Source organism: Herbaspirillum sp. BH-1 (assembly GCF_002870055.1).
GTDB lineage: Bacteria > Pseudomonadota > Gammaproteobacteria > Burkholderiales > Burkholderiaceae_D > Herbaspirillum > Herbaspirillum frisingense.
Genome location: NZ_PKOI01000004.1, coordinates 49183 through 62366 on the forward strand (window position 1 = coordinate 49183; position 13184 = coordinate 62366).

Sequence of the window (13184 nt, forward strand, 5' to 3'; positions counted from 1 at the left end):
CGGCCGTGCTGGAGATAGTGCTCGCCATGATCGCCCCGGCTGCGTAGCACCCAGCGCAGGCCGATGCTGCAGACCAGTCCCAGCAGGCCGACGAACAACAGCAGGTCTTGGAGCATGATCCATCCTTCCATGGCAGTTGTGGACCCGGCTGGCGCTGCCTGCTTGGAGGCAGCTCGCCGGGGGCAGCGGATGGCTTCAATGTAGGTGTACAACGCGCACAGCGCCAATATCAAATCAGCCGGCGTGCCATCTCAATTTGATATGGCCGACCGTAGAGGGAGGAGAGGGCAGATGATTTCCATCCGGCAGTTGCGCTACTTCGTCGAGATCGTCGAGGCGCGAGGCTATACCCGGGCTTCCGAGCGCCTGTTCATCGCGCAATCGGCCCTGAGCCGGCAGATCAAGGAACTGGAAGCCGACCTCGACGTGGTCCTGCTCAAGCGCGATGCCAAGGCCTTCGAACTGACCCAGGCCGGCCAGGACTTCTATGCACGTAGCCGCAGGATACTGCTCGATCTGGACCGTGCCGTGGCCCAGGCCCGCACTATCGGCAAGGGCGAGCATGGCGCGCTGCGTCTGCTGCATTCCAGTTCGGTACCCTTGACCGCGCCCCTGGGGCCTACGCTCAATGATGTGCTGAAGGATTTCCCCGGGATTTCGCTGGAAATTTCCCAGACCCCGTCCGAATACCAGGCCCGCGAGATCGTCGAAGGCAGTGCCGATATCGGACTGGCGCGGCTGCCCATCTTGCGCGCCAATCCCGATCTGGAGAGTACCGTGCTGTACCGCGAGCGCCTGGTGGCAGCGGTGCCGGCCGGACATCGGCTGGCGCAGCGTGCCGAAGTAGAGATTGCAGAATTGCGGGATGAATTCTTCGTCACCGTCCCGCATCGGGACCGTGGCGGACTGAGCTATCTGGTGGCCGAGCGCTGCATCGCGCATGGCTTCTATCCCCGCGTGGCACGGGCGACCTCGCGCAAGAATTCCCTGCTCAGTCTGGTCAATGCCGGCTTCGGCATCGCCGTGGTACCGCAGAGCATGGCCAGCATTTCCTTGTCGGCCGGGGTCAGTTTCCCGGCCCTCAAGGACGCCGATTTTCACTCGGAAGTCGCCTTGCTGCGCCGACGCGATGCGCCGGTGATGGTGCAGCAATTCGTGGAGACCTTCATGTCCCGTCTGCAGCAGACGGGACTGGGGGGCTAGTGGGCCTGGCCGGACAGGCCGGACTGGCAGCGCCGGACCCGGCCTGAGCGGCCGGGCGGCAATTAGTTGCCGGTCGCGACCGGTCGCTGCGGATCGGAGCTCCATTCGCTCCACGAGCCGGGATAGAGGCTGGCTCCCGACAGACCTGCCACTTCCAGCGCCAGCAGGTTGTGGCAGGCGGTGACGCCTGAGCCGCACTGCATGACCGCGGCCTGCGGATCACCGATCACTGCCAGCCACTCTTCGCGCAATTGCGTGGCGCTCTTGAAGTGTCCATCGGCTTGCAGGTTGTCCTTGAAGAAGCGGTTCTTCGCGCCCGGGATATGTCCGCCGACGGCGTCCAGCGTTTCGTTCTCGCCACGGAAGCGGTCCGGCGCGCGCGCATCCACCACCTGCAAAGACGGATTGCGCAGGTTCTCCAGCAGCGCCTGGGCATCCACCGTCGGCACGAGCGACGACAGGTCCTGGATATTGCCCGCCGCAGTCGGCGGCGGCACTTCGGTGCTGAGGTTCTCGCCCAGCGCCTGCCACGCGGCCATGCCGCCATCGAGTACCGCTACGTCGCTGTGACCGATCCAGCGCAGCAGCCACCACAGGCGTGCGGCGAACATGCCGCCGTGGGCGTCGTAGGCCACCACTTGCGTATCGTTGCTGATGCCCAGATCACGCATGGCCTGCACGAACTGCTGGCGATCCGGCAGCGGATGGCGGCCATGGAAGCGGCCTGTCGCATCGGTCTTGGGACCGGACAGCAGCTCATCCAGATGCGCGAAGCGGGCCTGCGGGAGGTGACCGGCGGCGTAGGCCTGGCGGCCGAAATCCGGATTGGCGAGGTCATGGCGGCAATCGACGAGCACCAGGTTCAGGTATTGCGCACGCGCCTTCAGGTCGCTGGCGCTGATGAGGGTTTGGTAGGTCATGGCTTTCTCCTTTAATCGTAGGCGGCGGATGTGGCGATGCTCACACCTCGGTCGCGATCGGGTCCACCTTGGGCAGGTTCTTGGCGGCCGTCTGGCTCTTGCGCTGGTTGCGATAGGTCGCCAGCATGCCGCTGGCCAGGATGATGACCATGCCGACCCAGCCCATCCAGCCCGGTGCGTCGTTCCAGATCAGTACACCAAACAGGCTGGAGAACACGATGCCCGTGTACTGCAGGTTGGCCGTCACCAGCGTATTGCCGAGGCGGTAGGCGCGCGTCATGGCGATCTGCGCCAGCGTGGCCGTCAAGCCTATCATGACCACCAGCAGCACGCCGGTACCGGAATGGCTGTGCCATAGCGGCACACGACCGGTGACGACGCTGCCGACCAGTCCCGCCAGCACGCCCGTGGCAGAGAAGTAGAACACCACGCGGTACTCCGGTTCCCCCAGCAGCCCCAGCTTGCGCACCTGCAGGTAGACCAGCGCCGAGAGCACCCCCGAGACCAGCGAGATGACGCCGCCCAGCAACTGGTCGGCATTCAGGGAAGGGCGCATCAGCAGCGCCACGCCGACGAAGCTCAGCGCGACCGTGCCAGCCAGACCCCATTCGAACTTCTTGTTCCCCTGCCACCAGCCGGCCACGAACAGCATCACGGCGATCCAGATGGAGGACATGTAGTTCAGCGTGGTGGCTGTGGCAATCGGTAACAGGCTGAAGGAATAGAACCACATCCACAGCGAGATCACACCGATGCCGCCACGGATCAGGTGGTCACGCGGGAAGGGCGTGCGCAGGGTGCCGCCGCGCAGGCGGATCAGGCCGAAGATGAAGATCACCCCGATCAATCCGCGACAGAGCACGATCTCGGAGGTCGAGTAGTAGTTGCTGGCGAGCTTGACGCACACGCCCATGATGGCAAAGAGGAATGAAGCGACGAGCATCCAGAGCGATTGCATGACGGTGACGGATCAGTAGGAGAAGTGGAGGGGAGTGACTGAAACAGGAACAGGCGCACAACGACGGCCAGCAACAAAAACGGCAGCCCCGGAATGAACCGGGGCTGCCGTTGTGCTGGTGCCGATGACCGTCGTCATGCGGGAGAGGGGGATACCGCTGCAGATGCTGGTGCTTGAGCGCTGGCGACAATGACGGCGCAGACTGCGTCCATCGTGTGCTTGCCGCTTCCCTTGCATCTGCTTTTCCCCCTGCGCGGCCTGTGGCCGATGTTATGGTGTGCTGGTACCTTGCGGGACGTCCAGTTGCTGGCGATACCACTCATGGAAGTGCTGCATGCCATCTTCCATGGGCGACTGGTACGGACCGACTTCGCTGGTGCCGCGATCCATGAGTATACGACGACCTGCGTCCATGCGCTGGGCGATCTCGTCATCCTCGACGCAGGTCTCCATGTAGGCGGCCCGTTCGGCTTCCACCAGCTCGCGCTCGAACAGCGCGATTTCTTCCGGATAGTAGAACTCCACCACATTGGTGGTCTTCTGCGGACCGGTCGGCCAGAGCGTGGATACCACCAGCACGTGCGGATACCACTCCACCATGATGTTGGGGTAGAGCGTGAGCCAGATGGCGCCGAACTTGGGTGGCTTGCCGTTGGAGAACTGCAGCAGCTTCTCCTGCCACTTGGCGTAGGTCGGCGAGCCGGACTTGATCAGACCGTGGTTCACGCCCACGGTCTGGACGCTGTAGTCGCGGCCGAATTCCCACTTCAGGTCCGAGCAGCTGACGAAGTTGCCCAGGCCCGGATGGAAGGGCTCGACGTGGTAGTCCTCCAGATAGACCTCGATGAAGGTCTTCCAGTTGTAGTCGCACTCGTGGACTTCGGTGTGGTCGTACAGGTAACCGGAGAAATCCAGGTCGCGGGTCACGCCCAGGTTTTTCAGCTTGTCGTCGATGTCGACGCCGTTGGCCTCGAACAGCAGGCCGTTCCAGCTTTGCAGCGGCGTCTTGGACAGGTTCATGCACGGCGTCTCGCCGAAATGCGGCGCGCCGATCAGTTCACCCTTCAGATCATAGGTCCAGCGATGCAGGGGGCAGACGATGTTGTTGGCATGGCCACGGCCATCGAGCATCTTGGCCTGGCGATGGCGGCAGACATTGGATACCAGTTCGATGCCTTGCGCATTGCGCACCAGCATGCGGCCTTCGTTTTCCCAGGGCAGCGTGGAATAGTCACCGGCATTGGGCACCATCAGCTCATGGCCGACGTAACGGGGTCCCTGCTGGAAGAGTTGTTTCAGTTCCCGCTGATAGAGCGGTTCGTCGAAGTAGACGTGGACTGGAAGTTGCGCGTTTGAACGCGCCAATTTGGCAAAAGTAGCAAGATCGGACATTTCCGCCCCCAAATTAATTTGCACCAACCTAAGGAAGAAAATCCGCAAAAACCTATGTTCAAATAATATGAAGAGGAAATTTTGGACAGAACCGAGGATTATGCCACAAAACCCCCATAAGGGGCCGGGTTTTGTGTCCAAAATGCCAGCATTTTGGACGAACTTACGCGACGGCCTCCAAAACCTTCGACAAATCCACGCCCTTGATTGACTTGGTCATCGCCGGTTTGTTCTAAAATACCGGGTTAGTTTTCTGAATGGGTCGATATGCCTAGAACCTCTGCCGCCTCCGGCGCTGCCGCGACCGCCGCCTTGCCGGCCTCCTTCGAACAAGCCATGGAAGAGCTGGAGCAGCTGGTGGCGCGGATGGAAGCCGGCGAACTGCCGTTGGAAGCCTCGGTGGCCGCCTACAAGCGCGGCTCGGAACTGGTCAAGTTCTGCGCGGCCCAACTGGAGAAGGTGGACAGCCAGGTCAAGCTGCTCGAAGGCGACATGCTCAAGCCCTTCCAGGCGACCGACGCGGGCAACGAGGACGATTGATGAATGCACCTATCACCGCCGCTGGCGCGCAGATGTCGCTGGCCTCGATGGCATTCGCGGACTGGATGAACCAGGTCCAGGCCGGCATGGAACACGTGCTGGACCGTTTCCTGGCGCCGACCACGGTGGTGCCGGCGCGCCTGCACGAGGCCATGCGCTACACCGCCATGGATGGCGGCAAGCGCGTGCGGCCACTGCTGGTCTATGCCGCCGGTGATGTGTTCGATACGCCGCCAGCCCTGCTGGACCGGGCTGCGGCAGCGGTAGAGATGATTCACGTCTATTCGCTGGTGCATGACGACATGCCCTGCATGGATGACGACGCGCTGCGCCGTGGCAAGCCTACCGTGCATGTGAAATACGACGAAGCCACCGCGCTGCTGGTCGGCGACGCGTTGCAGGCGCAGGCCTTCGAAACCTTGTCGGCACCGCTGGAAGCTGAGTTGAAGACCGACGCCGACCTGCCGGCACGCCAGTTGCGCATGCTCAACCTGCTGGCCCAGGCCTCCGGCTCGGTGGGCATGTGTGGCGGCCAGGCCATCGACCTGGCCAGCGTGGGCATGACCCTGTCGCTGGCCGAGCTGGAACAGATGCACCGCCTCAAGACCGGTGCCCTCTTGCGTGCGGCGGTGATGCTGGGTGCGCTGGGTGGCAAGGCGCTGACCCGGGACGAAAGCGCGGCGCTGGATGACTATGCGCGCGCCATCGGCCTGGCCTTCCAGGTAGTGGACGACATCCTCGACGCCACCGCCGATTCGGCCACGCTGGGCAAGACCGCCGGCAAGGACGCCGCCGACAATAAGCCGACCTATGTGTCCATTCTGGGCCTGGCCGAGTCGCAGGCGCTGGCCGAAAGACTGCGCGGCGATGCCCACCGGGCGCTCGCTCCGTTCGGCGACAAGGCACGGCGCCTGCGCGAGCTGGCGGACCTGATCGTACACAGAAAGACCTGAGAGACGTAATCCAAGGCATGAAGACGGACCACGCGGCAACCTGCCAGGCGTGGCCTTCAGACCCCAACACGGTAACAACAGATGCTCCTGAACACCATCAACGACCCGGCTGACCTGCGCCGCCTGTCCCGTCATCAATTGAAGCCGCTGGCTGAAGAGTTGCGCGGATTCCTGCTGGATTCGGTGTCCAAGACCGGCGGCCACCTGTCGTCCAACCTGGGTACGGTCGAGCTGACCATCGCGCTGCATTACGTCTTCAACACTCCGCAAGACCGCATCGTCTGGGACGTCGGCCACCAGACCTATCCGCACAAGATCCTCACCGGACGTCGCGAACGCATGGGCAGCCTGCGCCAGCAGGAAGGTATCTCCGGCTTCCCGCGCCGCATCGAAAGCGAATACGACACCTTCGGCACCGCGCACTCCTCGACCTCCATTTCGGCCGCACTGGGCATGGCCCTGGCGGCCAAGACCCAGGGCTCGGACCGGCACGCCATTGCCGTCATCGGCGACGGCGCCATGACCGCCGGCATGGCCTTCGAAGCGCTCAACAATGCCGGCGTGCATGAAGACATCAACCTGCTGGTGATCCTCAACGACAACGACATGTCGATCTCGCCTCCGGTGGGCGCGCTGAACCGCTACCTGGCCCGGCTGATGTCCGGCAAGTTCTACGCCAAGGCCCGCGACGTGGGCAAGTCCATGCTGCCCGGTCCCGTGCTGGAACTGGCCAAGCGCCTGGAAGAACATGCCAAGGGCATGGTGGTGCCGGCGACCATGTTCGAGGAATTCGGCTTCAACTACATCGGCCCCATCGATGGCCACGACCTCGATTCGCTGGTCCCCACCCTGCAGAACCTGAAGCACCTCAAGGGGCCGCAGTTCCTGCACGTAGTGACCAAGAAGGGCCAGGGCTACAAGCTGGCCGAGGCCGACCCGGTGCTCTACCACGGCCCCGGCAAGTTCAACCCCAGCGAAGGCATCAAGCCCAGCGCCGGCGGCAAGCTGACCTATACCCAGGTGTTCGGCGAATGGCTGTGCGACATGGGTGCGGCCGACGACAAGCTGGTCGGCATCACCCCGGCCATGCGTGAAGGCTCGGGCATGGTCGCCTTCGAAAAGAAATTCCCGGAACGCTACTACGACGTCGGCATCGCCGAGCAGCACGCCGTCACCTTCGCCGCCGGCATGGCTTGCGAGGGGATGAAGCCGGTGGTGGCGATCTACTCGACCTTCCTGCAGCGCGCCTACGACCAGTTGATCCACGACGTCGCCCTGCAGAACCTGGACGTCACCTTCGCCCTGGACCGTGCCGGCCTGGTCGGTGCCGACGGCGCCACGCATGCAGGCAACTACGACCTGGCCTTCCTGCGCTGTATTCCGAACATGGTGGTCATGGCCGCGGCTGACGAAGACGAATGCCGCAAGATGCTCTCCACCGCCTACCAGTACCCCGGCCCGGCCGCGGTGCGTTACCCGCGTGGTGCCGGCGTCGGCGCCAGCGTACAGAAGACACTGGACACCCTGCCACTGGGCAAGGGCGAAATCCGCCGCCAGGGCAAGGACATCGCCATCCTCGCCTTCGGCAGCCTGCTGGCCCCGGCCCTCGGTGCCGGCGACAAGCTCAATGCCACGGTCGCCAACATGCGCTTCATCAAGCCGCTGGACGTGGAACTGGTCCGGCAACTGGCCGAGAGCCATGATGCTCTGGTCACCGTGGAAGAAGGCTGCATCATGGGTGGCGCCGGTGCCGCCGTCTCGGAAGCGCTGGCCGCAGCCGGCATCAGCAAGCCCATCCTGCACCTGGGCCTGCCGGACCGTTTCATCGACCACGGCGATGCGGCACAATTGCTGGCGCAATGCGGGCTGGATGCGGATGGCATCGTACAGTCCATCGTGCAACGTTTCGGCAAGGACCAGCCTAAGCTGGTGGTCAACAACGGCTGATTTCACCTTCCCGAAACCGGGGGGTGGCAGATAAAACGCCTCGCTGGAGTTCTCCAGCGAGGCGTTTCGTTTCCTGCTTCTGCTAGTGGGGCAAACTAGCGCTCCCGCTCCTTCTCCCACAACACATCCTGTCCGCCGGCCTCGCGGTTGAGCACCCGGGCCAGCACGAAACACAGGTCGGACAGCCGGTTCAGATATTGCCGGGCGGGCGCATTCACGCCCGACTCGGCCTTCTCCAGCAAGACCACGCTGCGCTCGGCGCGCCGGCATACCGTGCGGCAGACATGCGCCAGCGCGGCCGTACGCGAGCCACCCGGCAGGATGAATTCCTTCAGCGGCGGCAGCGTGGCGTTGTATTTCTCCAGCAGGGCATCCAGCCGCGCCAGGTGGGCCTCGGCCAGCACCGTGTAACCAGGGATGCAGAGTTCGCCGCCCAGGTCGAACAGGTCGTGCTGGATCGAGACCAGTTCTTCCCGCAAGGTGTCCGGCAGGGTCTCGCACAACAGCAGGCCCAGCTGCGAATTGAGTTCATCCACATCGCCCAACGCCTGGATGCGCAGGCTGTCCTTGCCCACGCGGCTGCCATCGCCCAGGCCGGTGCTGCCGTCATCTCCGGTGCGGGTGGCGATCTTGCTAAGTCGGTTGCCCATCGTTGCTCCTTGATAATGCGCGCCAGCTTAAGCGCAAGCCCGGTGCAAGGCAAGCGTCCCGCCGGATGCGAGAGCACGCGCCAGCGATGCAAGAATCACGTAAATAATTCACTTGATTTGCCCGCCTTGCCGCGACGGCATGGGAGATTTGCCCGATCTCCCGCCCGCAAGAGAGTAAAATTCATCGATTGGATCAGTGGTCAGTCCACTGCAGCGGCCGGGGTGGCTACTGCAACGGCCCTGCATCCTCCCCCAACAAGACCTAGAACAACGACCGAGACACAAGACTCCAGAGAGAAACCGAGAAATCGCATGAACCATCTAGTTGACGCCCGCAAACTGAAACGCCCCGTGCCGCAGGCCTTGCTCGACGAGCTCAAGACCCTCTTCGGTGAGCGTTGCTCCACCACCCTGGCCATGCGCGAGCACCACGGCCGTGACGAATCCTCCTACGACCCCATGCTGCCCGACGCCGTCGTGTTCGCCCACAGCACCGAGGAAGTCGCCGCCTTCGTCAAGCTCTGCAGCCAGTACGACACCCCCATCATCCCCTACGGCGCCGGTACCTCGCTGGAAGGCCACGTGCTGGCCCTGCAGGGCGGTGTGACGGTGGACCTGTCGCAGATGAACCGGGTGCTGGCAGTCAATGGCGAAGACCTGACCGCCACCGTCCAGGCCGGCGTCACCCGCAAGCAACTGAACCTGGAGATCAAGGACACGGGCCTGTTCTTCCCCATCGACCCGGGCGCCGACGCCTCGCTGGGCGGGATGGCCTCGACCCGCGCCTCCGGCACCAATGCCGTGCGCTACGGCACCATGAAGGAAAACACCCTGACCCTGACCGTGGTCACGGCCCAGGGTGAGATCATCAAGACCGGCACCCGCGCCAAGAAATCCTCGGCCGGCTACGACCTGACCCGCGTCTATGTCGGCAGCGAAGGCACGCTGGGCATCATCACCGAAGTCACCGTGCGCCTCTATCCGCAGCCCGAGGCCATTTCCGCTGCCATCTGCTCCTTCCCCAGCGTGGCCGATGCGGTCAATACGGTGATCCAGACCATCCAGATGGGCGTGCCGCTGGCGCGCGTGGAGTTGCTCGATGAAAACGGCGTGCGTGCCATCAATGCCCACGACAAGCTGACCCTGCCGGTCAACCCGCTGCTGCTGTTCGAATTCCACGGCAGCGAGAATGGCGTCAAGGAACAGGCCGAGCTGGTACAGGACCTCGCCAACGAAAATCACGCCCTGGGCTTCGAATGGGCCACCCGCCCCGAAGATCGCACCCGCCTGTGGACCGCCCGTCACAACGCCTATTTCGCGCTGCTGCAACTGCGCCCGGGTGCGCGCGCCATCTCCACCGACTGCTGCGTACCGATCTCGCGCCTGGCCGAATGCGTGCTGGCCACCAAGGCCGACTGCGAAGAGCAGGGGCTGATCCACGCCATCATCGGTCACGTCGGCGACGGCAATTTCCACGTGCAGATGATGGTGGACCCCAATGATCCGGCCGACATTGCCCGCGCCGAAGGCGTCAATGAACGCATGGTCGCGCGCGCCCTGTCCATGGACGGCACCTGCACCGGCGAGCATGGGGTGGGCCTGCACAAGATGGACTTCCTGATCCAGGAGCATGGTGACGGCGCCATCGCCGTCATGCGCGCCATCAAGCATGCGCTGGACCCGAAGAACATCATGAACCCGGGCAAGATTCTGCGCTGGGAACAGTAAACCTTGGATCAAGTATCTTGCTTGCCGTTGACTTCATCGGCCGGCCGTTCGGACTGAGTAGCGGCATTGCCGCGTATCGAAGGGGCGCCGTCAGTACGTCTTCGATACGGCCCAGAGGGCTTACTCAGTGCGAACGGTAGTTTTTTTGATGTTGACGACAGTAGCGCAGTTTTGTCAGCGCTGATTTGTTGGTTTTCAGCAGTTTTTTAGTTGAACAAAGAGCAGGGCGTTTTTGCATGCCCTTCGCTAAAGCAGCAGGAATCCATCACCCATGGCCACCCGCCTACCGCCCGTCCATGCCTTGTCCGCCTTCGAAGCGGCGGCCCGTCACAACTCCTTCGCCATCGCGGCCGAGGAGCTTTGCATCACGCCATCGGCACTGTCGCACCGCATCCGCCTGCTGGAAGAATTCGTCGGCGAGCGCCTGTTCTATCGCGATGGCCGCTCCATCGGGCTCTCCGAATTTGGTCGCCGCTATCTCGACGTGGTGCGCTCGGCACTGCGCACGCTGACCGATTTCCCCATGCCGCACCGCAATGCCGCCGTGCAACCCAAGATCAAGGTGATGCTGCCGCCGACCTTCGCGCGCCACCTGCTCATGCCGCGCATCGCCGATTTCACCCAGCGCCATCCCGAGATCGTGGTGGAGCTGTATCTCTCGGTGCCGCTGTACGACCTGTCGCTGTCGGAAAGCGATGTCGAGATCCGCTTCGGTGCCGGCAACTACCCCAACATCATCACCGAAAAGCTGTTCGAGGAACCGGCCTTCGCCGTCGCCAGCCCCGGCTACCTGAAGACCCTGCCGCCGATGAAGTCGCCCGCCGACCTGCAGCATGCGACCCTGCTGCGCTCGGCGCTGGAGCCCTGGCAACCGTGGTTCGAGGCCGCAGGTCTCAAGGACTGGGTGGAACCTTCCGCCGGCCTGCGCGTGGACGACCTTGGCCTGCTGCTCGAAGCGGTGCGCCATGGCTACGGCGTCGGCCTGACCCGCCAGCATTTCGCCGAAGAACTGCTGGCGCGGGGCGAGATCGTCGAATTGTTCGACGTGCGCCTGCGCACCCCGCCGCATGCCTACTACGTGGTCTATGAGCGCGCCGTGCGAGAACGGCCCGAAGTGGATACCTTCATCAGCTGGATGCAGAACGCCTTCCGCAACATCTGAGCCCACGCCAGCACTGTCACACCGGCCGCCCTGAAAATAATTCACGGCGGCCGGAAATTCTTTTCAGTGGGCCAGCGGGCAATATCGCCCCGTACGGCCGGGCAAAATTCGTTACACTTGTCGGACTGAAAAAGCCCGCCCCATGCGGGCTGACAACAAACGAGACAGCGTGAGCCGTGTCACCGGACGCAAAGAGGGACGTCCACACCCCACGCCTGCCTAGCCCAACGCCGAGGTCCAGCATGAATGCTCCCGTCCAACCGTCCTTCGCGCCGGCGCGCCAGCGCGAAGTCGTCGATGCCCTACGCCGGGTCCTGCCTGGCCACTGCGTGCTGTTCGACGAGGAAGACACCCGCCCCTACGAATGCGACGGCCTGGCCGCCTATCGCCAGTTGCCGATGGTGGTGGTGCTGCCCGAGACCGAGGCCCAGGTGGTGGCCATCATGCAGACCTGCCACGCGCTGCAGGTACAGATCGTCCCGCGAGGCGCCGGCACCGGCCTGTCGGGCGGGGCCATGCCGATTGCCGACGGGGTCGTGGTCTCCACCGCCAAGTTCAACAAGATCGTCAAGCTGGACAAGTATTCGCGCACCGCCGTGGTCCAACCGGGCGTGCGCAACCTGGCCATCTCGGAAGCGGCCGCGCCGCATGGCCTCTATTACGCGCCGGACCCGTCCTCGCAGATCGCCTGCACCATTGGCGGCAACGTGGCCGAGAATTCCGGCGGCGTGCACTGCCTCAAATATGGCCTCACGGTACACAACGTCCTGCGCGTGCGCATGGTCACCATCGAGGGCGACGTCGTGGAACTGGGCAGTGGCGCGCTGGACGCCCCGGGCCTGGACCTGCTGGCGGTGTTCATCGGTTCCGAAGGCATGCTGGGCGTGGTCACGGAAGTGACCGTCAAGCTCGTGCCCAAGCCACAGGCTGCACGGGTGATCATGGCGTCCTTCGATGACGTGGTGAAGGGCGGCAATGCAGTCGCCAACGTGATCGCCGCCGGCATCATCCCGGCCGGCCTGGAGATGATGGACAAGACCAGCTCGCGCATGGTCGAACCCTTCGTCAAGGCCGGTTACGACATCGACGCCGAAGCCATCCTCCTGTGCGAGTCCGATGGCACCGTGGAAGAAGTGGAAGAAGAGATCGGCCGCATGACCGCCGTGCTCAATGCCAGCGGTGCTACCGCCATCGCCTGCTCGGCCTCGGAAGCGGAACGCCTGCGCTTCTGGTCCGGTCGCAAGAACGCCTTCCCGGCCGCCGGCCGCATCTCGCCCGACTACTACTGCATGGATGGCACCATCCCGCGCAAGAAACTGGCGCAGGTGCTGCTGGGCATCGCCGAGATGGAAAAGAAGTACGGCCTGCGCTGTGCCAACGTGTTCCACGCGGGCGACGGCAACCTGCATCCGCTGATCCTGTTCGATGCCAACCTGGCCGATGAATTCGACCGCGCCGAACTGTTCGGCGCCGAGATCCTGGAGCTGTGCGTGGAAGTCGGTGGCACCATCACCGGCGAACACGGCGTGGGCATCGAGAAGATCAACTCCATGTGCGTGCAGTTCTCGCCCGCCGAGCGCGAGGCCTTCTTCAAGTTGAAGCGCGCCTTCGACACCGCCTTCCTGCTCAATCCGGACAAGGCCATTCCCACCCTGCATCGCTGTGCCGAGTACGGCAAGATGCATGTGCAGCGCGGCCAGCTGCGCTTCCCCGACCTGCCGAGATTCTGAT

The 13184-nt window shown here is 63.6% G+C and carries 11 protein-coding genes; 7 read left to right on the forward strand and 4 right to left on the reverse strand.

Translation table 11 applies throughout. The features are described 5' to 3' along the window. The first annotated feature begins 291 nt into the window (after window positions 1-291). Window positions 292-1203 (forward strand): LysR family transcriptional regulator, encoded by a 912-nt coding sequence (locus HBH1_RS07015; protein WP_006461980.1) that lies wholly within the window; start codon window positions 292-294, stop codon window positions 1201-1203. Window positions 1204-1265: 62 nt separating this feature from the next. Here the strand turns inward: HBH1_RS07015 and HBH1_RS07020 are convergent, their stop codons facing one another. The 3 genes from HBH1_RS07020 to HBH1_RS07030 all read right to left on the reverse strand — a co-directional run bounded on the left by HBH1_RS07020 (window position 1266) and on the right by HBH1_RS07030 (window position 4473). Continuing rightward, window positions 1266-2123, reverse strand: a complete 858-nt coding sequence (locus HBH1_RS07020; protein ID WP_102662143.1) for a sulfurtransferase — start codon at window positions 2121-2123, stop codon at window positions 1266-1268. 40 nt (window positions 2124-2163) lie between these two features. Beyond that, window positions 2164-3081, reverse strand: a complete 918-nt coding sequence (locus HBH1_RS07025) for a DMT family transporter (protein WP_102662144.1) — start codon at window positions 3079-3081, stop codon at window positions 2164-2166. A 270-nt stretch (window positions 3082-3351) separates the two neighbouring features. Next, complete coding sequence (locus HBH1_RS07030; RefSeq protein ID WP_102662145.1) at window positions 3352-4473, reverse strand: aromatic ring-hydroxylating oxygenase subunit alpha; 1122 nt, start codon at window positions 4471-4473, stop codon at window positions 3352-3354. A 267-nt stretch (window positions 4474-4740) separates the two neighbouring features. On the opposite strand from HBH1_RS07030, the gene HBH1_RS07035 reads away from it, so the two are divergent. The 3 genes from HBH1_RS07035 (at window position 4741) to dxs (ending at window position 7913) form a co-directional block, all read left to right on the forward strand. Continuing rightward, on the forward strand, window positions 4741-5013 hold the full coding sequence (locus tag HBH1_RS07035) for an exodeoxyribonuclease VII small subunit (protein ID WP_077234781.1): 273 nt from the start codon (window positions 4741-4743) through the stop codon (window positions 5011-5013). After that, a complete protein-coding gene (locus tag HBH1_RS07040) occupies window positions 5013-5966 on the forward strand; it encodes a polyprenyl synthetase family protein (RefSeq protein WP_102662146.1) in 954 nt (317 codons plus the stop codon). Before HBH1_RS07035 ends, HBH1_RS07040 begins: the two co-directional genes overlap by 1 nt. Window positions 5967-6047: 81 nt before the next feature. Further along, on the forward strand, window positions 6048-7913 hold the full coding sequence (gene dxs, locus HBH1_RS07045; protein ID WP_102662147.1) for a 1-deoxy-D-xylulose-5-phosphate synthase: 1866 nt from the start codon (window positions 6048-6050) through the stop codon (window positions 7911-7913). A 95-nt stretch (window positions 7914-8008) separates the two neighbouring features. Here the strand turns inward: dxs and HBH1_RS07050 are convergent, their stop codons facing one another. After that, window positions 8009-8563 (reverse strand): cob(I)yrinic acid a,c-diamide adenosyltransferase, encoded by a 555-nt coding sequence (locus HBH1_RS07050; RefSeq protein ID WP_102662148.1) that lies wholly within the window; start codon window positions 8561-8563, stop codon window positions 8009-8011. 312 nt (window positions 8564-8875) lie between these two features. On the opposite strand from HBH1_RS07050, the gene HBH1_RS07055 reads away from it, so the two are divergent. The 3 genes from HBH1_RS07055 (at window position 8876) to HBH1_RS07065 (ending at window position 13183) form a co-directional block, all read left to right on the forward strand. Continuing rightward, on the forward strand, window positions 8876-10291 hold the full coding sequence (locus HBH1_RS07055; protein ID WP_077234777.1) for an FAD-binding oxidoreductase: 1416 nt from the start codon (window positions 8876-8878) through the stop codon (window positions 10289-10291). A 271-nt stretch (window positions 10292-10562) separates the two neighbouring features. Next, entirely contained in the window at window positions 10563-11453 is an 891-nt protein-coding gene (locus HBH1_RS07060) for a LysR substrate-binding domain-containing protein (RefSeq protein ID WP_006461989.1), read from the forward strand. Window positions 11454-11695: 242 nt separating this feature from the next. Next, window positions 11696-13183 carry an FAD-linked oxidase C-terminal domain-containing protein gene (locus HBH1_RS07065; protein WP_102662149.1) on the forward strand — a complete coding sequence of 496 codons (1488 nt, stop codon included), beginning with the start codon at window positions 11696-11698 and terminating at the stop codon, window positions 13181-13183. Window position 13184 lies beyond the last annotated feature (1 nt).